25 protein-coding genes and 1 pseudogene are annotated in these 24,244 nt (G+C 66.1%); 7 read left to right on the forward strand and 19 right to left on the reverse strand.

Features of this window, described 5'->3' with window-relative positions:
- Together B5D37_RS10735 and B5D37_RS10740 are read right to left on the reverse strand one after the other, a co-directional pair.
- Positions 1-223: leucine zipper domain-containing protein (locus B5D37_RS10735; protein WP_143814272.1), on the reverse strand; the 223-nt coding region annotated here is incomplete at its 3' end.
- Positions 224-307: 84 nt separating this feature from the next.
- A pseudogene (locus B5D37_RS10740) lies at positions 308-853 on the reverse strand (FAD-dependent oxidoreductase); the annotation flags it as partial.
- Positions 854-950: 97 nt separating this feature from the next.
- Here B5D37_RS10740 and B5D37_RS10745 point away from each other — a divergent pair.
- On the forward strand, positions 951-1,253 hold the full coding sequence (locus B5D37_RS10745; protein ID WP_078758738.1) for a hypothetical protein: 303 nt from the start codon (positions 951-953) through the stop codon (positions 1,251-1,253).
- A 22-nt stretch (positions 1,254-1,275) separates the two neighbouring features.
- On the opposite strand, the gene B5D37_RS10750 is transcribed toward B5D37_RS10745, so the two are convergent.
- The 4 genes from B5D37_RS10750 to B5D37_RS10765 all read right to left on the reverse strand — a co-directional run bounded on the left by B5D37_RS10750 (position 1,276) and on the right by B5D37_RS10765 (position 4,471).
- Complete coding sequence (locus B5D37_RS10750) at positions 1,276-2,196, reverse strand: DUF808 domain-containing protein (protein WP_078758739.1); 921 nt, start codon at positions 2,194-2,196, stop codon at positions 1,276-1,278.
- A gap of 118 nt (positions 2,197-2,314) precedes the next feature.
- On the reverse strand, positions 2,315-3,604 hold the full coding sequence (locus tag B5D37_RS10755; protein ID WP_078758740.1) for a PQQ-dependent sugar dehydrogenase: 1,290 nt from the start codon (positions 3,602-3,604) through the stop codon (positions 2,315-2,317).
- Positions 3,601-4,026: a DUF2231 domain-containing protein gene (locus tag B5D37_RS10760; protein ID WP_078758741.1), complete on the reverse strand. Its 426-nt coding sequence runs from the start codon at positions 4,024-4,026 to the stop codon at positions 3,601-3,603. The genes B5D37_RS10755 and B5D37_RS10760 overlap by 4 nt, the downstream gene beginning before the upstream one ends.
- A gap of 190 nt (positions 4,027-4,216) precedes the next feature.
- On the reverse strand, positions 4,217-4,471 hold the full coding sequence (locus tag B5D37_RS10765; protein WP_078758742.1) for a diguanylate cyclase: 255 nt from the start codon (positions 4,469-4,471) through the stop codon (positions 4,217-4,219).
- Positions 4,472-4,578: 107 nt separating this feature from the next.
- On the opposite strand from B5D37_RS10765, the gene B5D37_RS10770 reads away from it, so the two are divergent.
- Positions 4,579-4,932, forward strand: coding sequence for a VOC family protein (locus tag B5D37_RS10770; RefSeq protein ID WP_078758743.1), 354 nt, complete (start codon positions 4,579-4,581; stop codon positions 4,930-4,932).
- Entirely contained in the window at positions 4,929-6,149 is a 1,221-nt protein-coding gene (locus B5D37_RS10775; RefSeq protein ID WP_078758744.1) for a saccharopine dehydrogenase family protein, read from the forward strand. Before B5D37_RS10770 ends, B5D37_RS10775 begins: the two co-directional genes overlap by 4 nt.
- Here B5D37_RS10775 and B5D37_RS14950 read toward each other — a convergent pair.
- Both B5D37_RS14950 and B5D37_RS14955 read right to left on the reverse strand, forming a co-directional pair.
- Positions 6,061-6,474: a thiol-disulfide oxidoreductase DCC family protein gene (locus B5D37_RS14950; protein ID WP_078758745.1), complete on the reverse strand. Its 414-nt coding sequence runs from the start codon at positions 6,472-6,474 to the stop codon at positions 6,061-6,063. The genes B5D37_RS10775 and B5D37_RS14950 overlap by 89 nt on opposite strands.
- Positions 6,458-7,033 (reverse strand): DUF4166 domain-containing protein, encoded by a 576-nt coding sequence (locus B5D37_RS14955; protein ID WP_078758746.1) that lies wholly within the window; start codon positions 7,031-7,033, stop codon positions 6,458-6,460. Before B5D37_RS14955 ends, B5D37_RS14950 begins: the two co-directional genes overlap by 17 nt.
- Positions 7,034-7,272: 239 nt before the next feature.
- On the opposite strand from B5D37_RS14955, the gene B5D37_RS10790 reads away from it, so the two are divergent.
- On the forward strand, positions 7,273-7,947 hold the full coding sequence (locus B5D37_RS10790; protein WP_078758747.1) for a DUF2306 domain-containing protein: 675 nt from the start codon (positions 7,273-7,275) through the stop codon (positions 7,945-7,947).
- Here B5D37_RS10790 and B5D37_RS10795 read toward each other — a convergent pair.
- From B5D37_RS10795 to B5D37_RS10805, 3 genes are all read right to left on the reverse strand, one after another.
- Complete coding sequence (locus tag B5D37_RS10795) at positions 7,838-8,995, reverse strand: helix-turn-helix domain-containing protein (protein WP_078758748.1); 1,158 nt, start codon at positions 8,993-8,995, stop codon at positions 7,838-7,840. The genes B5D37_RS10790 and B5D37_RS10795 overlap by 110 nt on opposite strands.
- Positions 8,996-9,106: 111 nt before the next feature.
- Positions 9,107-10,975, reverse strand: a complete 1,869-nt coding sequence (locus tag B5D37_RS10800; protein ID WP_078758823.1) for a DUF885 domain-containing protein — start codon at positions 10,973-10,975, stop codon at positions 9,107-9,109.
- A gap of 133 nt (positions 10,976-11,108) precedes the next feature.
- Positions 11,109-12,008, reverse strand: a complete 900-nt coding sequence (locus tag B5D37_RS10805; protein WP_078758749.1) for a TolB family protein — start codon at positions 12,006-12,008, stop codon at positions 11,109-11,111.
- Between the two features lie 143 nt (positions 12,009-12,151).
- Between B5D37_RS10805 and B5D37_RS10810 the strand changes: the two genes are divergently transcribed.
- Entirely contained in the window at positions 12,152-13,216 is a 1,065-nt protein-coding gene (locus tag B5D37_RS10810; RefSeq protein WP_159447385.1) for a sensor histidine kinase, read from the forward strand.
- Entirely contained in the window at positions 13,213-13,953 is a 741-nt protein-coding gene (locus tag B5D37_RS10815) for a LytR/AlgR family response regulator transcription factor (protein ID WP_200809236.1), read from the forward strand. Before B5D37_RS10810 ends, B5D37_RS10815 begins: the two co-directional genes overlap by 4 nt.
- Before the next feature lie 42 nt (positions 13,954-13,995).
- Here B5D37_RS10815 and B5D37_RS10820 read toward each other — a convergent pair whose 3' ends face one another.
- The gene (locus tag B5D37_RS10820; RefSeq protein WP_234987842.1) at positions 13,996-15,120 is read right to left on the reverse strand and encodes a Fic family protein; all 1,125 of its coding nucleotides are present in this window, start codon (positions 15,118-15,120) and stop codon (positions 13,996-13,998) included.
- A 329-nt stretch (positions 15,121-15,449) separates the two neighbouring features.
- Entirely contained in the window at positions 15,450-16,229 is a 780-nt protein-coding gene (locus tag B5D37_RS10825; RefSeq protein WP_078758752.1) for a TSUP family transporter, read from the reverse strand.
- 282 nt (positions 16,230-16,511) lie between these two features.
- On the opposite strand from B5D37_RS10825, the gene B5D37_RS10830 reads away from it, so the two are divergent.
- Positions 16,512-17,672 carry an extracellular catalytic domain type 1 short-chain-length polyhydroxyalkanoate depolymerase gene (locus B5D37_RS10830; protein WP_200809237.1) on the forward strand — a complete coding sequence of 387 codons (1,161 nt, stop codon included), beginning with the start codon at positions 16,512-16,514 and terminating at the stop codon, positions 17,670-17,672.
- 13 nt (positions 17,673-17,685) lie between these two features.
- Here the strand turns inward: B5D37_RS10830 and mddA are convergent, their stop codons facing one another.
- From mddA to B5D37_RS10860, 6 genes are all read right to left on the reverse strand, one after another.
- Positions 17,686-18,468, reverse strand: a complete 783-nt coding sequence (mddA, locus tag B5D37_RS10835) for a methanethiol S-methyltransferase (RefSeq protein ID WP_078758754.1) — start codon at positions 18,466-18,468, stop codon at positions 17,686-17,688.
- A gap of 154 nt (positions 18,469-18,622) precedes the next feature.
- Positions 18,623-19,690, reverse strand: coding sequence for an alpha/beta fold hydrolase (locus B5D37_RS10840; RefSeq protein ID WP_078758755.1), 1,068 nt, complete (start codon positions 19,688-19,690; stop codon positions 18,623-18,625).
- Positions 19,691-19,775: 85 nt separating this feature from the next.
- On the reverse strand, positions 19,776-20,495 hold the full coding sequence (locus B5D37_RS10845) for a PIN domain-containing protein (RefSeq protein ID WP_159447386.1): 720 nt from the start codon (positions 20,493-20,495) through the stop codon (positions 19,776-19,778).
- A gap of 79 nt (positions 20,496-20,574) precedes the next feature.
- Positions 20,575-21,753: a hypothetical protein gene (locus B5D37_RS10850; protein WP_143814274.1), complete on the reverse strand. Its 1,179-nt coding sequence runs from the start codon at positions 21,751-21,753 to the stop codon at positions 20,575-20,577.
- 351 nt (positions 21,754-22,104) lie between these two features.
- Positions 22,105-23,061 (reverse strand): retron St85 family RNA-directed DNA polymerase, encoded by a 957-nt coding sequence (locus B5D37_RS10855; protein WP_078758758.1) that lies wholly within the window; start codon positions 23,059-23,061, stop codon positions 22,105-22,107.
- Positions 23,058-24,014, reverse strand: coding sequence for a retron St85 family effector protein (locus B5D37_RS10860; RefSeq protein WP_200809238.1), 957 nt, complete (start codon positions 24,012-24,014; stop codon positions 23,058-23,060). Before B5D37_RS10860 ends, B5D37_RS10855 begins: the two co-directional genes overlap by 4 nt.
- Positions 24,015-24,244 lie beyond the last annotated feature (230 nt).

The raw sequence follows: 24,244 nt of genomic DNA on the forward strand, positions 1-24,244 counted from the left end.
TCCGTGGCGCTGTCGCGTGGGGACAGTGCCGCGGTCTCGAGGATCGATCGGTTAACCCGCCCGAACCTTCTTCCTTGAACCGTTTCAGCCACTTGTACGCTGTTCGAACGCTCACGCCGGCGGCGTGTGCGGCTTCTTCCACGCGCAGGCCCTGAATCAAGATGCGGTCCACGAGCAGGGCTCGACCGCGAGGGCTAAGGCGGGCATGTTTATGCAGGTTCATCCGGGGCTCCTGGAGGGGTGGCTGATTCGCACCTCCAGTCTTCCGGGACCACCCCGGATGAACAACCTACTGAGAGATCACAGCTAGACACCACTGCGCGCCCCACGGATACGGTCGATCCAGCCGTGCCGGGGCGACCTGCGCGCGCAGCGAAGACGCCGCACCGTCGGCCACGACGACCAGGTCGAACCCTTCGTACCGGCGCCCGTGCTGATCGACCACCGCACCGGCCTCGTGGTCCACGTGGGTGACGCGCACGCCGCAATGCAGCGTGCGGTGTTCCGTCCAGGCCGCGTCCAGCAGCGAGAACAGCGCGCCGCGCTGCACGCCCAGCCCGAACAGGCGCCGGTCGAGCTCGGTGTAGCGCATGTCCATCACCGGCCGTCCAGCCGCAGTTTCGCCGTACAGCCGCGAGACCGGTGCGCCGTACTGCAGTACCGCATCCAGCAGGCCGAGCTCCCACAACACCATCTGGCCCACCGGCTGCAGCAGGAAGCCCGCACCGACCGGACCCAGCGTCGCGGCCTGCTCGAACACCTCGACATCGTGGCCATCGCGCGACAGCAGGATCGCCGTCGCCTGGCCGCCGGTGCCGTAGCCGACGATGGCAATCCGCAACCGCTTGTGCATCCATCCCCCCGAAGTGGGCGACCCCATTTCGCCCCGGTCGATTCTACCCAGCCATGTTCGCCTGCCATTGATCGCGTCCAGCGCAGTATTCGTACACATGGCTAACCAACGCGAGCAACAACCTGCCAAGCACGGCGCGCTGCGCCGCTTCGTGAGCGACAGGGACGGTCGCATCGTCATCGCACAGCCACCGAATATCCCCATCTCGGGCTGGGCGATCACCGGCCTTGCCGCGTGGCTACTGCCCGATGGACGGCTGCAAGCACTACTGTCGTTCTTCAGCAGTGCGTTCCTGTTCCTGTGGGCCTACCTGGAGCTCACCGATGGCGACAGCCCGTTCCGCCGGGTGATGGGCGGCGTGGTACTGGCCGCCATGGTTGCCTGGCGCTGGCTCGCCTGAGCCAACGCCTCCCGGGCCGGACTCAGTGCGCGGCCTTGGCGTCCCCGCCGCCGCGCATCTTCTTGAACAGCATCACCGCTGCGACCACCACGGCGCCCACGGCCATCCCTACCGCCGCGTTGGCAGCCGCGGACAGCACGGTGCCCAGGGCACCTTCCGGCACCACGCCCTCCACCCAGTGCGCCAGCACCGGGATCGAGTGCACCAGGATGCCGCCACCCACCAGGAACATCGCGGCGGTGCCTGCAATGGACAGGAACTTCATCAGCCACGGCGCGGTGTAGACCAGCCCACGCCCCAGCGCCGCCTGCACGCCCCCCTTCTCGGCCAGGTGCAGGCCGGCGTCGTCCATCTTCACGATGCCGGCGACCAGCCCGTAGACGCCCACGGTGATGCCGACCGCGATGGCGACCAGCACCAGCGCCTGCTGCGCGAACGGCCGGCCATCCACCACGCCCAGCGACAACACGATGATCTCGGCCGACAGGATGAAGTCGGTGCGGATGGCGCCCTTGATCTTGTCCTTCTCGAAGGCGACCAGGTCGATCTTCTCGTCGGCCACCGCCTGGACCAGCTCGCCGTGCTTCTTCGCATCCTCTTCCTTCGAGTGCAGGAAGCGGTGCGCCAGCTTCTCCATGCCCTCGTACACGAGGTAGGTGCCACCGATCATCATCAACGGCGTGATCAGCACCGGCAGCCAGGCGCTGATCGCCAGCGCCGCCGGGACCAGGATGGCCTTGTTCTTGAACGAGCCCTTCGCCACCGCCCACACCACCGGCAGCTCGCGGACCGCTTTCACGCCGGTCACCTGCTGGGCATTCAGGGCCAGGTCGTCACCGAGCACGCCAGCGGTTTTCTTGGCCGCCAGCTTGGTCAGGATGGCGACGTCGTCCAGCAGGACGGAGATGTCGTCGAGGAGCGTAAAGAGGGTGGCGCCGGCCATGCGTTGTCCGTTGCGTCTGGAAGGAGGCGGCCATTGTCGCCAATTGCGGCGTGGCCGGGGTGCGATGGCGCCACCCGCCCGCGGCGATGCCGGTCGGGCGGGTGGCGTGCAGCCGTCGTCAGCGGGTGCGCGTCACGCGCCACACCGTATTGGACAGGTCATCGGCCACGATCAGCGCGCCGGCGGGATCCACCGTCACGCCAACGGGGCGACCACGTGTCTTGCCGTCTTCACCAAAGAAGCCGGTGACGAAATCGACCGCCTCGCCGGCGGGCCTGCCGTTCCGGAACGGCACGAAGATCACCTTGTAGCCGACCGGCTCGCTGCGGTTCCAGCTGCCGTGCTCGCCGATGAACACACCCTCGGCGAACTGCGCGCCCATGGCCGGTGTCGAGAAGTCCAGGCCCAGTGCGGCCACGTGTGAGCCCAGGCTGTAATCCGGGACGACGGTGGAGGCGACCTTTTCCTGGTCCTGCGGCCGCACGCGGGGGTCCGGGTTGGGGCCCCAGTAGGCGTAGGGCCAGCCGTAGAACGCGCCTTCCTGCACCGAGGTCAGGTAATCCGGCACCAGGTTCGGCCCCAGCTCGTCGCGCTCGTTCACCACCGCCCACAACTGGCCGCTGCCGGGCTGGATGGCCAGGGCGGTGGGGTTGCGCAGGCCGGTGGCGTACTGCCGGTGCATGCCGGACTCCACGTCGATCTCCCACACCACTGCGCGGTCCTGCTCGGCCATCATCCCGCGCTCGGTGATGTTGCTGTTGGAGCCGATACCGACGTAGACGAAGCGGCCGTCGGCGCTGGCGGTAAGCGCCTTGGTCCAGTGGTGGTTGATCTCCGACGGCAGCTTGGTGACCTCCTCCGGCGGACCGCTGGCCCGGGTCTGGCCCTCGCTCCAGGCGAAGCGCACCAGCGCATCCTGGTTGGCCACGTAGATCTGCCCGTCGATGAACGCCAGGCCGTAGGGCGCGTTCAGATCGTCGGCAAACACCGTCTGCAGCTCATAGGTGCCGTCGCGGTTGGCGTCGCGCAGCAGGGTCAGCCGGTCGCCGCTTTCCACCTGCGTGTTGCCCTGCGCCTTGATGTAACCGGCGATGACGTCCTTCGGCGTCAGCTTGGCCGCGTTGCCACCGCGCCCTTCGGCCACCAGGATGTCGCCGTTGGGCAGCAGCAGGGTCTGGCGTGGGATCTTCAGGTCGGTCGCGATCGGCGTGATCGAGAAGCCGGCCGGCACCACCGGGCGCTGGTCGCCCCAGATCGCCGGGTCGGCGATCTTCATCTTCGGCAGCAGGCCGCGCTGCTGGTCCGGCAGGGTGGGGGTCGGACCCATTTCGATCGGAGCCGGGTCGCCACCGCAGGCAGTCAGCATGGAAGCCAGGGCGATCGCGGAGAACAGGCTGGAGCGCTTCATTTCGCACCTCCCAGGCGCCGGCCGGAGAACCCGATCCAGGTCGCGATGCAGGCCAGCAGGGTCACGATCACCGACAGCCACAGGCCGCTGGGCATGGCGGCCCAGGCGTCCTTGGCGTGCACGAGTGAATTGATGAAGCCGATGATGAAGGTGGCCAGCACCACCAGGAAGTACAGCACCTGGTGGCCGTCACGCGGGCCCCGGATCAGTCCGATCAGCGCCAGCAGCAAGGTGATGCCGGTGAAGACCATGCCGCCGGCGAGCAGCCAGGAGGCGAAGTTGGTCCATTGCACGTGGTAGGTCGATGCATAGGCCCAGTCCGCGAGGACGGCGCCCAAAAACAGCGGGATCGTGCTGGCGAGTATCACTGCGTGGAACGGATGCAGCAGCAGGGCGCGGGATCTGTGGAGCGTGGCAGCCATGACCGGCTCTCCTCCTTGTTGGATCGCGCCAGCGGACCACACTGCGGGTGGACGCGGGGCGAAGGGCCACGGCCACTGCCCGACACCATGCAACCAGCGGAGTGGCCGGCTGGGCGGGTGCTGGCCCCAGCCCAGGACCAGCGACAGGGTGGTCCTGAACGACCGGCTGGCGTGAGGCTGCCGTGGAGCTTCAGCCGGCGGTTGCTTCGTCCCGTTCGGTTTCGACGCGATCCCTGCCCCCGTCCTTCGCCCGGTAGAGGGCTTCGTCCGCGCGCCGGGTCACCGCATCCAGGCCTTCATCGCCCATGTGCCACTGCGCCACCCCGAGGCTGATGGTGACCCGAAGCCCGTCGCGCAGGTGGTCGAACGGCAGCGCCGCCACGCACGCCCTCAACCGCTCGGCGACCCTGGCGGCCTGATCGAGGCTGGCATGGGAGTCCTGCAAGACGCGTGCCTACCTGCGACCAGCCTCCATCCACGGCTGGCCGCAACAATGCATTCCACCCGCAACAGCGGCACCATCAGCTCTCGCGCAACGAGTGGAGTCCCATCATGGAAGTCAAAAGAATCGTTGCCAACATCAAAACCCCTGATCCCGCGGCGGCCGATGCCTTCTATGGCGACGTGTTGGGGCTGGAACTGGCGATGGACCACGGCTGGCTTCGGACCTATGTCTCCGGCCAACCGATGACGACGCAGGTGAGCTTCGCCAGCCAGGGCGGTTCAGACACGCCGGTGCCCGATCTCTCGATAGAAGTCGATGACCTCGAGGAGGCGCAACGCCGGATCGAAGCCGCGGGCATCGCGTTCGAGTACGGACCGACCACCGAACCGTGGGGCGTGCGCCGGTTCCATGTGCGCGACCCGCTGGGCAGGCTGGTCAATATCCTGCAGCACGAGGCATGACCTCGTCGCCCCGCTTCCGCACGCTCATCATCGGGGCGTATGGGCAGTTTGGCCGCCGCATCGCGGAAGCGCTGTCGAAGGATCCGGGGTTCGAGCTGTTGCTGGCCGGCCGCAACCGCGACTCCGCCGACGCCCTCGCAGCACAGCTCATCCAGCAAGGCGCATCGGCGGCCATGGCCACGGCGGCGATCGACGTCGAGGGCCCCGACCTGGTGCGGGATTTGGCGCAACTGAACGTGCAACTGGTGATCCACACCGCAGGACCGTTCCAGCAGCGCGACTACCGGGTGGCGGAGGCGGCGCTGGAGTGCGGCGCGCACTACATCGACCTGGCGGACGGACGCGACTTCGTCATGGGTATCGGTCGCCTCGATCAACGCGCGCGGGCCGGCGGCCGGTGGGTGGTGTCAGGAGCGAGCAGCCTGCCCGGTCTTTCTGCCGCGGTGATCGAAGCCCATCGCCACCTGTTCAGCCGGATGCAACGGGTCGAGGCGGCGATCAGCCCGGGCAACCGCACCGCGCGCGGACTCGCCACCACCCAGGCCATCCTCGGCTATGTCGGCCACGCGTTCCCCGCCCTGATCAACGGACATTGGCAGGACGTGCACGGCTGGCAATCGCTCCGGCGGATCCGTGTGCCCGGCGCCGGGACCCGCTGGGTGGCGCGCTGCGACGTGCCGGACCTGGGCGTACTGCCGACGAGGTATCCGGAGCTGCGCCACTGTGATTTTCGCGCCGGGCTGGAGCTGCGTCGAATGCACTTCGGTCTGTGGCTGGCCAGCTGGCTGGTACGCGGGAAGGTGTTGAAGACACTCGCCCGCTGGTCGGTGCCACTGCTGCGTGCAAGCGAGTGGTGGTTACGGTCGGGCAGCGACACCGGCCTCATGACGGTCCACATGGACGGCCTGGATCACACCGGTTCGCCGCTGCGCGTCCAGTGGCACATCATCGCCAATGAAGGCAGCGGTCCGCAGATCCCCGCCACCGCCGCGGTGGTGCTGGCCCGTAAGCTTGCGCATGGCCTTCTCGATGGCGGCGGTGCGCGGCCGTGTCTCGATCTGTTCACCCTCGACGACTTCATGCATGAACTCGAGCGCTTCCCGATCCATGCATCGGCCACGGTGACGCCTAATCGAGGAAGCGCGAACGCTCCCCCGGCGCAGGCACCAGGCACTGCGCATGGCGACCGAACCAGCGATAGCGATTCCGTGCAATAAGCCGATAGGCCCGGTCCCGCAGGAGCGCCGGCACCAGCCCCAGCGCCGCGGCTGCCCAACGCCAGCGGCCGCCCAGCCCCGCCAGAACACGCCGGATGGCGGCGGTATCCGTCCATGCGCCGGCACCATCGATCAGCAGGAAGGACGTCGGGTCAGCCGGGTCCAGCCCGTTGCGGGCCAACAACTTCTGGCCCGACTCCGACTGCATCGATGCGAATCGATAGCGTCCCCGGCGGTCATGCTTCAGCAGGAAACCGACCCAGCCGTTGCAGAGCACGCAGATCCCATCGAAGACGATGATTGCCGTATCAGTCCGGGTCGACATGCAGCCACCCCCGGTAACGCACCAGTGGTCCCGCGAAGGGGAGCGCGGCGGACACGTCGAACAGGTAGCGCCCTGCCTCTTCGGATTCCCGTGCGGCCACCCCTGCGAACAGCCACGACGGCAACGGCAGGCCCAGCGCGCGCACGCGGACGACACGCCACACCAGGCAGCCCTGCTCGACCGTGATGCGGAAGCCGAAGGTCACCAGTCCCAGCCGCTCGCACAACAGACCATCGGCCGCCCGCAGGCGTGATGGCATCGCGTGCCCACCCATGTGCCGCACCCAGGTTTCCCCGCGGCCGTCGGCATCGATGTGGACGGTCACCGGGCCGCGGCCCGACGGCGGCAGGCGTGTGGCCCGGCCGCACAGGCGCGACAGCAGCCCGGTGCCCCGCTCCACCTCCACCTCGCCGGAGTAGACGGCCAGCCCGTTTTGCAGATGGAGGTGGCGAACCCGGGGTGGCAATGATCCGAAGGTCGAGCCCAACAACCCTTGGAACAGTGGCTCGTCCGCGGTCGATGCGGATTCAAGGGCGAGATCGGTCACCTGGTCTTCCATCCTCACGGTCGATTCCAGTCGCCATGATCCGGGTATTGGGCTGGAGATGCACCGACCACGGACGCGGACCGCCGACGTCCCGAATCGCCAGACACCCGCCCATAGCCCCGTAGCCGGGCTTCGCACATGTCCGATTCCCCGGATTCGTACCTCCCTGCGTCCGGTTCCGCCGCCCGGGACGACTTGATAGATCCCACACGCGACGCTGGCTCCCGGTTCATCGCTCCGGGAGCAGCAACATGTTCGAGTGGCTGGGTAAGTCCGTCTGGTGGTTCGCCCGCGCGGTGTTCGCGCTGTCCTGCGTGGCGGTGGCGGGCTACGCCTTCGCATACCTGTACGGGGAATTCCGCACGGATGATCCGTTCGCCGCGCAGTTCGCGGTGTCCGGTTGGGACGTGCCAGCGCACTTCTTCGCGGCGGGGCTGGCGCTTTTGCTGGTGCCGTTGCAGCTCAGCGCCACGGTTCGCCGGCGCCTGCCCGGGCTGCACCGGTTGGGCGGCTGGCTGTATGTCGCCGCGGTGGCGATCGGTGCGGTGTCCGGGCTCTTCCTGGCCCAGAGCGCCCAGGGTGGGTCCATCAGCCAAGCCGGCTTCACGGTCCTGTCGCTGCTATGGCCGCTGACCACGGCCCTCGGGATCCGCCATGCCATTGCCAGGGACATCGCGGCCCACCGCCGCTGGATGTGCCGCAGCATCGCCCTCACCACTGGCGCCATCACGCTCCGGATGATGCTGGCCTTCGGCATCGTGCTGGAACTTCCGTTCATGCCGGTCTACGTTGCCGCGGCCTGGCTGTCGTGGATGTTCAACCTTGCGGTGTGCGAGTTGATCCTTCGCTGGCCGGCGATCCAGCGCCGGATCGGTCGGCCCGGTCGCGCCGCCAGGCGCTTGGCGTCACCCCCAGCTGGCGCTTGAACGCGGCATTGAAGGTGGACTTGGAAGTGAAGCCGCAGGCGTAGGCGATGTCGAGGATGGTGCGCGTGTCGCCCGGGTCGGTGAGGCGTGCCGCGGCCGCATCGATGCGCTGCCGGTTGATGTACTCCCAGAAGTTGCCGCCAAAGCGCCGGTTGATGACCGCCGACACCAGGTACTCCGGGTAACCGCTGCGCTTGGCGAGCTGGCCGATGGTCAGCGCCGGCTCCCGGTAGAGCTGCTCTTCGCGCATCAGTCGTGACAGTCGCGACTCGACCTCGTCGAAGCGGGGGTCGTCGTCGCCGGCAGCCCTGTCGTCGCTGACCGGGGTCGCCGCTTCCGGCGGCAGCTCCACCACCACCGGCGGCTGGCCCAGGCTCAGGTAGCCGATCACGCAGACCCATGCCGCCACGGCGCCATAGATCAGGTAGTAGTCCAGCCACGGGGCGCGCACCAGCCACTGCAAGGTGGCGATGCCCCAGATCACCAGTTGCCCGATCGCCACCACCGTGATCCAGCGCAGCGACTGGCGATCGGCATCCGAGCGGCGCGCGCGGACCTGCCGGCGGTAGCGATGCACCCGCACCAGCGCGGCGGCGATGTAGGAGAACGCATAGCCGTACAGCAAAGGATCGAACCACGGCGGCAACCAGTGCGCCTCGCCCGCCTGCCACCGTGCGAACGCGGCTTCGGTCTCCTCTCGACCCAGCAGGAACACCGGCGCCGCCCAAGCCAGCACCAGCGCGAAGCCGGCGAAGTGCACCAGGTCGCGCAACCCCAGCCCGCGCCCGGTGGTCAGCACCCGCACATACAAATAGAACAGGCTGGCGTACATGAAGGGGAGCAGCGCAACGAAGCGCGTCGGCTTGAACAGCCCTGCCGTCGGCTCGGCCAGATACATCGCCTTGATCGCCAGGTCGATGCCCACCACCGCGATCCATCCGGCCAGCACCCGGTTCGCCTGCGGGTTGGCCCGGCGCCGCGCCAACGCGACCGCCAGCATCACCGCTTGCGCGGCGCCGATGGCGTAGATGACGACCCAGTGGTCCATCGTGTCGAGTTGCGTCCAGTCGAGTCCCCTGTCCGCATGGTGCCTGACGCGGACCGGACAGCAAAAGGCCCGGGGGTTGCCCGGGCCTTCCGTTTCGCTGTCAGGCCGGTATCAGGCCCGCTTTTCTTCCGCGATCCACTGGTCGATCTTGCGCTCCAGCAGCGTCAGCGGCAGGGCGCCGCCGCCGAGGATGGCGTCGTGGAAGCCGCGGATGTCGAAGTCATCCCCGAGCTCGGCTTCGGCCTTGGCGCGCAGTTCCTGGATCTTGATCATGCCGATCTTGTAGGCCGTCGCCTGGCCCGGCCAGGTGATGTAGCGGCGCACCTCGGCCTCGATCGCTTCCTGCGGGATCGAGCTGTTCTCGGCGAAGTAGTCCACCGCCTGCTGCTGGGTCCAGCCCTTGGCGTGCAGGCCGGTGTCGACCACCAGGCGGATCGCGCGCCACATCTCGGAGGTCAGGCGGCCGTACTCGGAGTACGGGTCGGTGTAGGTGCCCGGCATCTCGCGCGCCAGCCACTCCGAGTACAGGCCCCAGCCTTCGGCGTAGGCGGTGAAGCCGGCCTGCTTGCGGAACTCCGGCACGCCCTCCAGCTCCTGCGCGATGGCGATCTGCATGTGGTGGCCCGGCAGGCCCTCGTGGTAGGCAATGACCTCCAGCTCGGTCTTGGGCATCGCATCCATGTCCGAGAGGTGGGCGTAGTACACGCCCGGGCGCGAGCCGTCCGGCGTGCTCGGGTAGTAGTGCTGGGCGGCGCCGTCGACCTCACGGAACGGCTCGACGCGCTTGACCACGATGTCGGCCTTCGGCAACAGGCCGAAGTAGTTCGGCAGTTGCTGCTTGATCGTGGCGATCGCCTTGCTGGCGTCGTCGATGTAGGCCTGGCGGCCGGCATCGGTGTTGGGGTACTTGAACTGCGGATCGGTGCGGATGAAGTGGAAGAACGCCTGCAGGTCGCCGTCGAACCCGACGCGCTCCTTCAGTGCTTCCATCTCGCCGCGGATGCGCGCCACTTCGTCCAGGCCGATCTGGTGCACCTGGTCCGGTGTCAGGTTGGTGGTGGTCGATGCCTGCAGGCGCTGGGCGTAGTAGGCCTTGCCGTTGGGATGGGTGGACCCGACGCCGGTCGGGTTCTCCTGGGCGTTGGGCAGGTCGGCCATGAACCAGGTGATCACTTCGTCATACGCCGGCTTCACCGCCTCGACCAGCGCCGCGCGGGCCTCGGCCTTCAGCTCGTCGGCACGTGCCTGGTCGATCTCGCCGGCCTTCACCAGCGCATCGGCCTTGGCTTGCGCGTCGGCCCAGAGCGCGCTGTCCTCGCCCTTGGTGAACGGGGCCCCGGTGACGACCTTGCCGCCCTGCTCGATTACGCCCTGGTGGGCGAAGCGCGGCGGCCGGATGCCCTTCTCGGCGGAGAGCCGCACGTGGTCCATCAACTGCCCGAACGCCCGCGGCACCTCGCGCAGGCGGGAGACGTAGGCCTCGTAGTCGGACTCGGTCTCGACCTTGTGGAAGTTGATCATGAAGGTCGGCATCTGCGCCTGCATGCCACCCATCTGCTCGAACGGATACTGGTGCTCGACGAACCGGTGCGCTGCCTGGGCCTGCTCCACCTGGTACTCGAACAGGTCCCACGACAGTTGCGTCGCGTCGCTGAGGGCGTCGTAGTCGAAGCTCGACTTCATTTCCTCGAGTGCTGCCACCTGCCAAGCGAGCTGACGCTCACCGGCCTCGCGGGACATGTCGTCGAGCTCGGAGTAGCGATCCTTGCGGCCGAGGAAGGTCATCTGGATCGGGCTGAACTGCAACTGCTCTTCGTACTTGCGCTCGAACCACGCATTGATGCGCGCGTCCTCGCTGGTTTCGCCGGCCTGGGCCGACGTGGCCGCGGGGGCCGAGGCGGTGGTGCTGGTCGGCGCGGTGGACGCACAGGCGGCCAACAGGGCCACTGACAGGGCGGATACGACGAGGGTGCGGCGCATGGCGGCTCCGGTGGTGTGGGAGCGCGGCTCCCGGAACTCCCGATGATGCCCGAAGCCGACGACCGGCAGCACCCAACCGATGGCCTAGGCCCTGCCGGGCCAATCTGTTGCCGCTTCGGCAGGACGACCGCCTCTACCGCCGCGGCAGGTCCAGCGGCACCACGTAGAAGTCGCTCGGCATGCCGATGTCCTTGGCGAAGAACAGCAGGTTGCGGTTCCACATCACGGTGGGATGGAACTCATCCCACTCGGTGTTGACGCAGGGCCCGAGGTTCACCGGCTCACTGAAGCCGCCGGCGCCGAGGCGGCTGACGTAGATGTCGCCGAAGCCGTAGCCCTGGTCGGGGAGCGAATCCGGGAAGTCGAGCCGGACGAACAGCAGCGTGCGGCCGTCGGGGGAGATCTCCGGGTTGAACTCCCAGCGCGCGGCGGTGTTCACCAGGCCCGGGATCTTCTGCGCCTGGGCGTAGTGGCCGTTGCGCAGGCGCTTGCTCCGATAGATGTCGAACTCGCCGTCGCGGTTGCTGGCGAAGTACAGCGTGCCGGCGCGGTCGACGCTGGCGTACAGCTCGTCGCCGTCGCTGTTGACGGCACCGCCCAGGTGCACGGGCTGGCCCCAGCCCCGGCCCTTGCGCTCCACCAGCCACAGGTCCATCAGGGCGGCGCGGCCGTCGGGGCGTGGGCGCTCGGACGAGAACACCATGTAGCGGCCATTGGGCGACAGTGCCGGGTCCATGTCGCTGTGGATGCCGGAGAACGCGGCCACCTGCGGCGCGGCCCAGCCGTGCAGGGTGCGGCGCGAGGTCAGGATGGTCGCCTGCTCGCGCGTCGCCGGCCAGAAGGTGTCGGTGCGTGCCCAGTACATCTGCCGGGCGGACGGCGTGAACGTCAGGCGCCACTCCCAGGCATCGGTGGAGGCGATGCCTTCGGCGAACTTCTCAGGCGCCGGGCAGCTTCCCGTCGCGGATGCGGCGTGGGAGGCGGCCATCAAGCATGCGGCCGCAGCCAAGGCGGTCAGGGTGGCTGTTTTCATCGGCGTATCTCCGTTGTTGGAGCCGGCACCGTCCCTCCGCGCGGGCACGCCTGGCACATGGTTGGGACCAACACGCCGGAACCGGGGACGAACGCCCCGCCCGCGGTTGCCAAGCCCGGGGCCGGGGGCTAGCTTGCCGGCACATGCGCACAATCCCTTGGCTCGTCGTGGTCGCCGTGGTCGCCTGGTGGGGGCTCAACGGGCTGATCTGGGCCGCGCAGGTGATCACCATGCAGTCCTCCCTCGGCGAGCCGGTCGACGTGCGCCAGGTGCTGCGGCTCCAGATGGTCAGCGCCGCGCTGTGGGTGCCCTGCACGCTGTGGCTGTTGTGGGCGACCGCCCGTGCCCCGATCGAACGCGAGCGCTGGCTCGCACCCACTGCATGGCTGCTGTTGGCCGTGCTGGCGGTGGTGGTGTTCCGCGCCGTGGCGGTGATGGTGCTGGACCCGTGGATCGGCTGGTACGCCGCGCCGCCCACATGGGGCGATGTGCTGGTGACCAGCGTGCTCAACAACACCTTGATGGGCTGCCTGATCGTCGGCGTCGGCCACGCGTTGGTCTATGCCACGCGTTCGCGCGCACGCGAGCGGCAGACCCGGATCCTGCAGGAGCGCCTGACGCAGGCCCGGCTGGATGCACTGTCCGCCCAGCTCAACCCGCACTTCCTGTTCAACGCGCTCAACTCGATCGCCGAGATGGTGCACCACGATGCCGACGCCGCCGACCGCATGCTGGTGCAGCTCGGCGGGCTGCTGCGCCACAGCCTGGAATCCAGCCGAGACCAGCACAGCACCCTCGAAGAAGAGATGGCCGCGATCGACTACTACATCGGCATCGAGCGGGTGCGGCTGGGCGAGCGCCTGCGGTTCCGGCGCAGCATCGATGCCGACACCCTGCGCGCGCAGGTACCGCGCCTGATGCTGCAGCCACTGGTGGAGAACGCGGTTGCCCATGCCGTCGCCCAGCGCGACACGCCCAGCACGGTGGAGGTGCGCGCAGCGCGCGATGGCGGCCGCCTGGTGTTCGAAGTACATGACGAGGGTGCCGGCACGCAGGCCCGGCCCGGCTTCGGCATGGGGCTGTCCAATACACGCGCACGGCTGGAGTGCCTGTATGCCGGCGCGCACTCGCTGGACATCACGCCCCTGCGCGGCGGTGGCACCCGTGTACGTGTGTCGTTGCCGCTGACGTTGGGACAGGTGCCGTGAACGAAGCACCGCTGCGCGTACTGGTGGTCGACGACGAGCCTATGGCGCGCGCACGGCTGCGACGCATGCTCGGCGCCGAGCATGGCGTGCACATCCTGGGCGAATGCAGCAACGGCGAGGAGGCCGCCACGGCCCTGCAGGACATGAAGCCCGACCTGGTGTTCCTGGACATCCAGATGCCGGGCGTCGACGGCTTCGGCGCACTGCACCTGGCCGAGGCGGCGTGGCGGCCGAGCGTGGTGTTCGTCACCGCGTTCGCCGTACACGCGCTGGATGCCTTCGAGCACGGCGCGATCGACTACCTGCTCAAGCCCTACTCGCGCGAACGCCTGCGCATTGCACTTGATCGCGCCCGCACGCGCCGGCCAAACACGCGCGCCACGCCGGGCGAGCATTCACCCGAACGCCTGCCGGTCCCGGTCGGGCACCGGCTGCGCATGGTCCCGGTGCAGCAGATCGAGTGCATCGTCGCGCAGTTGAACTACGTGGAACTGCACGTCGGCCAGGAGCGCCTGGTGCTGCGCGAAACCATGACCGCAATGGAAGCGCAGCTCGACCCCCGGCACTTCGCCCGCATCCACCGCTCGCGCATCGTGCGCATCGATGCGGTGGCCGACATCGAGAACCTCGGCTCCGGGCAGTACCTGTTCCGGCTGTCGTCCGGCACCCGCCTGACCAGCGGCCCCAACTATCGGGAACGCGTGCGGGAGGCGTTTTCGCTGCGAGGGGCGGGCTGACACGCCCGAACACCTGGCGATGGATTGATGTCCCCGCCTGCACTAAACGTCCAGCCGCTGCGCCAAGTCACGCGCCGGCAAGAAGATGAAGGCTTTCCCACGTCGATCCTGTCGCAGCAGGTCGAGCTCCACCAGACCCAGCAGGTCGGCACGGGCAGTGGGGTAGGTGACGCGGTGCGCCGCTTGATGACCGGCAATCTCGTAGACGCTGTCCGGATGCCGGATCGCGTGCAGCAAGATGGAACGCTGGCGGTGGTTCAAGCGAGCACCCAGCGGAGATCCGGGGCGCAACAGCGCCTCCGCCTGGTTGCGCTCCCGACCTTTGCGGGCCAAATAGCCGCGTAACCCTTCAACTGCCGCGATGATGACGTCCAACTGGTGCGCAACGAAATAGCTGAGGTCCGTTCCATCACTCTCGGTGTGCAGATAGGCCCGCACGTACTGCTGAGGCGCCTTCTTCAGGACGCTCGAAATTGAAACATATTCGCTGAGCCAGTAGCCCGAACGCAGCATCGACCAGTAGAACAGTGCGCGCGCCGTACGACCGTTGCCATCGCAGAACGGATGGTCATAGCCAATCTGGAAATGGATCGCGATGGCACGGACGATGGGGTGCAGGAACTCACCGCTGTCGCCGCCGTTGGCGAAGTCGCACAGCGCCTGCAACCGCTCAGGCAATTCCGCAGCGGGCGGTGGCACGTGGAGGGTAATCGTTGGGTCAGCGCGGTCCTGGATCACCACGTTGTCCTCGGCGGTACGCAGGCGGCCCGCCTGCCCGGGATCGTCAAGCGCATCCACCATCAGCAACCGGTGCATCTTGAGGATGAGCTCCACACTGAGCGCCTGGTCACCCAAGCTACGCAATGACTGCATCATCGCGTAGTTGTTGAAGATCATCTGTTCGCTGCGGTCTCTCGGGGCGCGACCGGTACTGAGCAATTCCTTGGCGACACGCCGGGTAGTGGAAGCGCCTTCCAATTGGGAAGACGTCATTGCCTCCTCTATCAGCGATCGCATCAGGTAGTGCTTCCGCGCCGTCTGGTCATCGACCAGCGCAGCGGCCTGGATGGCACCGGCGGCTTCGCGATCGAGGAAGTGCAGCTTCCGGTGCATCGTTCCGGTGATCGAGACGGTAAACGGTTTGCCGCTCTTGTCGTTCAGCGGCAAGGGCCGTGCGAGGCTCCGACGTGCGAGTTTGAGCGCTGTCCACCAACCTTCCGAACTCAGACCATGGGGGGGCTCGAGATGACGTAACCGATCCCAGTGCTCGTAGACGCCCCCCACTTCCGGCCCGATGCCAAGCTGCAGAACCCCCTCCACATCGACTTGACGGCTGTTCAGCAGATCCGCGAGTTGTGGCGCAGGAGGCGGGAGCTTCATAGGGCAACTATCAATTTGGTATAAATATTTAGAACATTTATAGCAAATTTAGTGGATTGAAACAGATTCCGCCGCCGCAAGCCTCACGCACGAGCGGCCGCCCGAATTGCTACCGCCTACCCCAGCACCATCTGCCTCAACGGATTCCCCGGCTCCGACAGCAGCTTCACCGTCAGCGCCAGCGCCATGACCACCAGCAGCGGGCGGATGACCCGGCTGCCGATGCGTACCGCCAGGTGTGCGCCGACCTGCGCGCCGGCGATGCTCGATACCGCCATCAGCAGGCCGAGCAGCCACAGTACGTGGCCGCCGATCACCAGCGTGATCAGGGCGGCGACGTTGCTCGACAGGTTGAGGAACTTGGTATGCGCCGTGGCGGAGACCAGGCCCATCCCGAACAGCGCCACCAGCGCGGTGGTCAGGAACGAGCCCGTGCCCGGCCCGAAGAAGCCATCGTAGAAGCCGATCGCGGCGGCCATCCCGACCAGCGCGCCGGCGCCGAAGCGGCTGTGGCGGTCCTCCTCCGAGGCCTTCGGCGCGACAGTGAAATAGACCACCATCAGGATCAGCAGCACCGGGATCAGACCGGCCAGGAACGTCGGGTCGATGCGCTGCAGCGTCCACGCGCCCAATGCCGAGCCGACAAATGCGCCGATGGCTGGCTTGGCGAAGCGCCTGAAGTCGATGCGCCCCTTGCGTGCGAACGCCACCACCGCGCTCGCCGTGCCGAAGCTGCTCTGCAACTTGTTGGTGGCGATCGCCTGCACCGGTGGCACGCCCGCCGCCATCAGCGCCGGGATGGTCAGCAGCCCCCCACCGCCCGCGATCGCGTCGATGACGCCCGCCACGAAAGCCACGGCCATCAGCAGGGCGATGACGTCAAAGCCGAGTTCCATGGGGATCCTTCTGGTGGAAGCCTTTCGGCTAGGGATGGAGACCTTCGGCTATGCAACACGGGTCGCCAGCTGGAACCGAATTGCGCCACAAAGAAGTGAAATCGCGCCAATCGGACGCAAATCGCGCCAAATTCTGGCGCAATTGTCGGTCCAACTGTTGACGCTGACTATCCGGCGCGAGTTGATGCTTCCTCTCAAGTCGGTGAAATCACCATTCAACCGCCCCTCGCTAGCATGGTCGCCTGCCGCCTCCCTTGGCGCATCCACTGACAGGCGCTGACCGTGAAACTTCTTGAAAAACTGCTGGGGCGCATCCGTCCGGGCTCGTCGCATGCCGGCAACCCGCCCACCGATGGCGCCGCCCGCAATGCACAGATCGCCGAGACCATCGACCGCGCGTTGAACAGCGCCGGACTTACCCAGCAGGGCGGGGCCAGCGGACAGGTACGCGCCACCATCGACCAGTCCCTGGCACGCGCCGGGCTGGTGCGCCCCATGGAGCAGATGCCGTCCGACGCCGCCGCCCCGCAGGCGCGCGAAGTGACCACCGCCCCCGACGCGCCGCCGGAAGCCAGCGGCCAATGGCTCGCCCGCAGCTACAGCGGCGACGCCGGCAGCCTCGACTACAAGCTGTACGTGCCCAGCGGGACGACGCTGGACCAAAGCACCCCGATGCCGCTGGTGGTGATGCTCCACGGCTGCACGCAATCGCCGGACGACTTCGCCGCGGGCACCGGCATGAACGCACTGGCGGACGAGCACGGCTTCCTGGTGGCGTACCCGGCGCAGACCGCGCGGGCCAATGGCAACAAGTGCTGGAACTGGTTCCGCCCCGGCGACCAGGTGCAGGGCCGCGGCGAGCCGGCCATGATCGCCGGCATCGTCGGCCACGTGGCGGCCGACCACCGCGTCGACCGCAAGCGCGTGTTCGTCGCCGGCCTGTCCGCGGGCGCGGCGATGGCGGTCATCCTGGGCGAGACCTACCCGGACGTGTTCGCCGCCGTCGGCGCACATTCCGGCCTGCCCTTCGGCGCCGCCAGCGACGTGGGCTCCGCCTTCAGCGCGATGTCACAGGGCGCGCAGCGGAACGCCGGCGGACGCGGCGCGGGCGCCACTACCCACGCGGTGCCGACGATTGTTTTCCACGGCGATGCCGACCGCACCGTCGCGGCCAGCAACAGCGAAGCGATCGTCCGCGACGCCACCGCGGGTGCGACGCAGTCGGTCGTGCAGGACGGCATCGCCCCCGGCGGACGCAGCTACAAGCAGGAAGTGTTCGAAGGCCCCGATGGCCGGCCACGGGTGGAACACTGGACCGTGCAGGGCGCCGGCCATGCCTGGAGCGGCGGCAGCGCGCGCGGCACCTACACGGATCCAGCGGGGCCGGATGCCTCGGCCGAGATGGTGCGGTTCTTCCTTCAGCAGACCAGCGCTGCCAAGTAACCGCACCGCATCGCTACAGTGACCGCGCCGGCATGCGCGGTGCATCCGCGACCGAGCCCTCCACCGGCCGCCGCCACGGCAGCAGCATCGGCACGCGGAGCTGGTACTCGCGATAGGTATCGCCGAACTGGGCGACCAGGTCGCGCTCCTCCAGGTATTTCACCGCCACCAGGATGTAACCGGTAGTCACGCCTGCGAACAGAAGGTGTCCGACCGTCATCGTGGGCGTGGCCCAGAAGGCGATGAGGAAGCCGAGCATGATCGGATGGCGGACGATCCGGTACAGCGCGCGGGTGACGAACGGCGCCGATGGCGTCGGCCCGCGCCCGAGTGCGGCGCGCCAGGACTGGCGCACGCCGAACAGGTCGAAGTGATCGATCAGGAAGGTGCTGGCCAGCACCAGCAGCCAGCCCACCGCCGCCAGCCCATGGAGCAGCCAGCGCGCGGCCTCGGCCTCGGCGTTCCACACCACCATCGGCAGCGGGCGCCATTGCCAGTACAGCAGCACCAGCACGAGGTTGGTGGCGAGCACGAAGGTGCTGCGCTCCAGCGGCGCCGGCACGATGCGGGTGAACCAGCGCTTGAACGCCGGCCGCGCCATGCCGCTGTGCTGCACGGCGAACAGCGACAGCAGGACCAGGTTGATCGCCAGCGCCGCCGGCCACGGAGTCGGCACCCCGTTGTCGACATGCCAAGGCACGCCCACGCCGGAGACGAAGCCGATTGCGTACAGGAACACCAGCAGGAACATCGCGTAGTTCGCGGTGCCGTAGAAGAAGGCGAATGAGCGGAACATCGACGTGACTCCGTTGAGCGGTACGTCGAGCCTGCGCCGCGCCAGCCGGTGCGGCGATGGGAACCTTGTCCCGGACATTGCGGGCGGTGCGGGGGGAAACCGGGACAATTGTCCCGGGCGCGCTACCGGCCCTTGTCGCCGGCGTCGCTCCGTTTCAGTCCGGCTCGCGCCGCCCGACCACCCGCACGATCGCCTCGGCCCGGCTGCGCACCCCGAGCTTCCGGTACAGCCCCGAGAGGTGGTTGCGCGCGGTCTTCTCGGCGATGCCCAACTCCCAGCCGATCTGCGCATTGCTGCTGCCGGCGCACAACAGGGCCAGCACCTCGCGCTCGCGCACCGTCAACGCCGGCCCGCGCGCCGGGTCCTCGCGCGCCTCCGGCCGCGTCACGCCGGTGAAGGCCAACACCTCCTCCTGGAAGTCGCGCCACGCGGGTTCGTGTTCCAGCAGCACATGGTTGCAGGACTCCAGCTGCACGAAGCGCGCACCCGGGATGCGGCTGGCCAGCAATCGCCCCTGCGCCAGCGGCGCGATTTGGTCGCGGTTGGCGTGCAGCACCAGGGTCGGCACCCGGACCTGCTCAAGAAGGTCGCTGACATCGGCGTTTCCCCGCGCCTGCAGCAGCGCCACCGCGTTGGCCGGCGATGTGGTCTGCCGGCACAGCTCGTTGAACCAGGCCAGTTGTTCGTCCGTGCCCTCCGGGGCGAAGCGCTCGGTAAACAGGCGACGGAACGCCGGGTTGTCGCTGCCCCAGCCGAGCCCGACTACCTCCATCACCGCCCGGTACAACGCCGCGCGCCGCGGATCATCACTGCGCAGCCCACCGACCGCGTAACCGCCATACAGGATCAGGTGCGAAACGCGCCGCGGGTGCCGCACCGCATACCGGATCGCCGTGGCCGCACCCTGGCTCATGCCGAGCAGCGCAAACGGGCGATCGATACCAGACGCATCGACCACCGCCTCAAGGTCCTCCACCCAGCGCTGCAGTGTCAGGTCGCCGACATTCCAGTCCGACATCCCGCAGCCGCGCTCATCGAAGCGGATGTAGCGGTAGTGCCCGCACAGGAAGCGCACCCAGTGGGACCAGACCGGGCTCTCGCGGTCGTGCTGCAGATGGGTCAACCAGGTGGCCGTCTTGACCAGCGGCGGCCCACGGCCGGTCTCGGCCCACGCCAGCTGGACGTGGTCGGCGGTTTCGACGTAATGCACCTGCTGCTTCATTGGATCCAGCCGTTGCGGGGACGGATGGTTCAGACCAACGCGGTCGGGTGGATGGAGCGGCCGCGACTGGCTTCGTCGATGCCTACTACCCCAACGAGTACGTCACCTTCGTACCGTCCACCTTGATCTTCTTGCGGTCGGCGAGGCTCTGGATAATCGCATCCACATCCTTGATCGCCAGCGCCGGCTTGAACCAGGCGAGCATGGAGGATTGCAGGGTCTTGAGCTTCGCCGGCTTGGCCGCCTTCATGCCCTTCAGGCGCGCTACTACGTCATCCACTCCAACCGGCGCGCGGGGCGTGGCTTCCAGCTCCACGCCTGGTTTGGCTTCGCTTTCCGGCAGCAGCGTAAAAACGACCTTCTTCGGCTTTGCCGGAACCTTTTTCGCGGCTGCTACCGCCTTCTTGGCTTTCGGCCGGGTCGCGACAGGACCGTTAGTCGACTTGGGGGCAGCGGGCAGCGCTGCAACGCGTTTGCAAGCGATCCCCAGCGTCCCGAGATGCTTCACCAGCGGGTCGAATCCGCCGTCCTTGGATACGATCGTAAAGCGCGCGCCGGGGTGCTCGTGGGCGAGACAGCCGATGTAGAACGCAATGTGGAAGTCGAGCGCGTTCTTTCCGTTTCCGGCGATCCGCGTGTAACAGGCATCCGGACCAAACGGCTGCAGCGCCTGTGAAAGCTCCACCGGCACGCTCTTCTGACTTTGCCCGACGAAAACATGAATCCGGCACGCGCCCGGCTTGAGCAAACCAATGCTCGTCGGCTGTACGTTCTCGAAATCGATCAGGAATATATCGCCGCTCAAGCCGTTTCCCCAGACGCCGCGGTGGCGGGTCGAGTTTAGCCTTCCGTGCTGCCCTGCCCGCAAGGGCGCGGCGAAACTTTCAGCGAACCCACTCCGGTATCGGACCGCGCAGCGCCATGCCAGGCACCGCGCTACGGATGTCGAGCAGGACGATTTCCGCACCGGAACCCGCCGCAGCCGTCTTGACCCTGTCGCCATGCTCGGGCAGGCCGACAAAGGTGACGCGTATGCCCTTCATCCCCCTTGGCTCTACTGAACGCAACTGCTCCTCAAGCAAGCGGGCAAGTGCTTCCGGCGAAGGAGACGCGAAAACGAAGTGGCTGCCAAACGACAGCCGCACGCCGCCGACATCGTCCAGCATGCCCTTGATCCACTCTTCCTGGTCGGCGAACTCCGCGTCACCTGGTGCCGGCAGCACCCGTCCTGCATGCTGCTTGCCGCTCGACTCGGTGAGCCGCTCGCGAAGCTCGACCAGGTAGTCGCGCCATTCCTCGGCGTCGTCGCCACGCGGCGCATGCAGTGGTTGGGCGCGCAACGTCCGCAGCTCACGCCATCGCTTCTGGCGCTCCTCATCCAGTTCCCGCACCTTGGCCATCGCTCCGGTCCAGGCGGGCCCCTCGTGGGGGAGCACCTTTCCGTCGCGTAGGCGGATGCGCACCTCCACGAGGGCGCTTGGCTGATGGGCTCCGCTACCGGGTTGTCTGACCTGTAGTACCAGATCACCGGCCTGCTCATCGAGGTAGTGGTCCCGCCCCCACCAGATCGAACTGACGCTTTTGGGCAGGAACGCGATGTACGCCTCCGGAAGAAAATCCTCCAGAGCAAACTGCCGGATAAGTTTTCCGTCTTGGCCGTAGATCACCACGACGTCCGAGCCGTAGCCCATGGAATGCCAGTTGTCGAAGGTGACGAGACGCTTCCCGTCATTGGTGACCAGCGCATCCACGGGTGCCACGTCGTTGACCAGCGGCGCGTTCCACACCGTATCCCATGAACCGTTCGAATCCCGCCGCATTAGCATGGCGAACGGCTGCGTCTGGTCTTCACCAACCCGCTGTCCAGCCGGCTCCGTGCCGTCCACCTTGTCGGAGAAATAGTTCAACGCACCACCCAAGGGGCGAGGCGTGATCGTGACCCTGGCAAGCCCGTTCGCCGACGTGTACCGGGCCACTTCAGCTGGCGCCCAACTATCGGCCGACGCAAGGCTGCTGACCAACAGCAACACCAGTCCCACGTATCCCCGTAGATCGAGCCGCATGTCTTGATCCCTGACTTGGCGCCCATGGCGTGCAAGGTCACTCAACTACGGCTGGAGCGACTGCGCAAGAGGGCAAATCACACCCGGGTCTTTCTCACGCCCTGACACGCCGCGCGCTTACACTGCCCGCTTCGACACCATGGAACCGCCCCCATGTACTACTCGGCGCAAACAATGCTATGGGGGGCTCGCAGTTGGGGCCGGACCGAAACGGGAAAAGATCCTGTGCTAAAGATAAAAATCCTCACCGACGAGACATAAATATCACAGCCGATACCTACATAATCTACCCCAAGCATTCACGAGCTATGCCGGTTCGTTGCAGGTGACTATGACCCATATTCCTTCTACTCAACCTTCAAGCATATAGTCCACACGCCGCGACCGCTTTAATGCTGGCGCGCCCTTTAGACTGGCCCACATCTTCTGAGCAAAACTCGGCTCAACATCGTGCGCAAATCCCAGCAGGCCAATTAACTCGTTTTGACCCCGCAGATCAAGCAACCCTCGGATGTGCCGATGGACCATGGCGCGAATTAGCCTCTTCCTATCTCGTCCAATGGAGAGCTCACCTGTTGGCGTTATATTAACTCCGGTAACGGTCCTTCGCTGCTTTCGCGAGATGTGAATCGTCTTGTCTGGATTGATTCTAAGCCGCGGATGTACCGTCTCCCCGACTATTCGTGAGACCGCGCCCTCTACCTCCCCCAATATCCCCTCCTCTCCACAAGAGAACGTCAAATCATCCGCATAGCGTGTATAAGTAACTGCGTTTAATCTACAGTTTTCAGTAATTCTGGAGTCGATCGCGTACATAAGATAGTTCGATATTGACGGAGAGCTCGGTGCTCCAATGCACATGCGAAGTGTCCGCTCCCCCCTCTTAAGCCAGAAAAGAAGCAGCTCGAGCTGTCGGGCTTCAATGTCGTCGTAGCGATCGGGTAAAGACTCACGCAAGTGCGCCCTGAAATCCACAGGTTTGATGGAAGGGAAGAAGTCCGCAAAGTCCATCTTTAGAATAAATCTACCCTTACGGTGAGCGGCGGCGTTGGACTTGATGCCTCGCCCGATCACATACCCGTGCACGCAATCATGGATCGGCAGGTGCGGCTTCAATTCTTCCACAACGGCCTTCTGCAGGATCTTAAGCTCGCGACTTGGCTGTGCTATATCACGGAAGCCGGATCCACTTCTCTTCCTTATCTTGAACTCCTTATACCTCCGAGGAGCCGAAGAAATTATCCTCTCGATGTCCCCTGCCGGCAGCCCAACTTGCTGGGAAAGTCTGTTTACGAGGCGCGTCGTCATACCTGCGCCGCCTTACGAAAAGCCAAGATCGCCTTATGCCGCCGATTGTCAGTTTCAGCGAAAAATTCGATCGCAGTCGCCTTAAAGCGAAGCTGATCAAAGATCTTTGACCCACTTGAAATGCTGGGTCTAAGCATAAGCAGTGGCGAGGCGGCAAGTGAGAAGAAAAAATCCTCGTGCCCATATGGGACTCGCTTAATAATCGAAAACTGCTCGAGCATGCGAGTAATTTTCCGCAGCTGCTTTGTAGACACATCGACACCAAATCGCCTGATGGCCTCGTGCAGCTCCCCAAGCTTCAATGCAACGAATAAGTCGACCGTTGCTGCGACGACCACCATCTTGTGGGGTAACGAAGCGGCATTGAGCGGAGCCTCGGGTATTGGCCGACGGATCGACTCGACGACGGACTCTTCAATGAACTGCCAACAGTCATCCAACTTTGTGGAATCTGCCGCAGTACTGCCGTCTTTAAAGATCGGAAATACTTGTACAGAATTGACGCGGATCCGCCTTAGATTCGCCACCGGCCCCATAAAAATGAAAGAAGGTTGTAAGGCCGAGTCCATTCGTTGCTCGCAAACAACTAGGAGCTTGCTCGTCAGATGCGGCATCACAGCGAAGCTGCCAAGCTCTGCTATGGATCCAGGACTTTCTACGAATATGAGGACGCAAGCACTTAGAGCCGCAATGTGCTCCTCGAACTCCAGCAAATCATGGAAATCGTCGCCATGAAGCAGAGATGTCAGTTTTTCGGCAATCATGACGCGGTGGCCGGCAATGCAGCCGTTCTCGTCCATGCGCGTTAGTGCGTACTGACGTGCCGACTCTATGACTCCGGGCGCGGAATCTATGGTGCCCCCGCACAGGAATATGTAGCCATCAAAGGGCTTTACGGTGACCCGATCTCGATCAATTTCAGAGAACAATTGATCGATAAGTTCTGAAGCCAAAGCTCTTTACCCTAAATAGGCGGAAAACGCCGCGGGGACTTACCGGGGGAGCAACGCGGAGGAGGTGAGGCCCCGCGGTGTTTTCCGCCGATAAGTGAAGACAATCCTCATCCAGTCTGGCGAATCGCCCGACATAACGATCAGCCCTGATCGCACGCGTAAAGAGTGGTACAGGCTCCACTGCACCAGTGCCGAAATCTAGCGCTTCTCCGACCAATAGGCAACGGCTC

The organism is Lysobacter spongiicola DSM 21749 (assembly GCF_900167055.1).
Taxonomy (GTDB): Bacteria; Pseudomonadota; Gammaproteobacteria; order Xanthomonadales; family Xanthomonadaceae; genus Novilysobacter; species Novilysobacter spongiicola.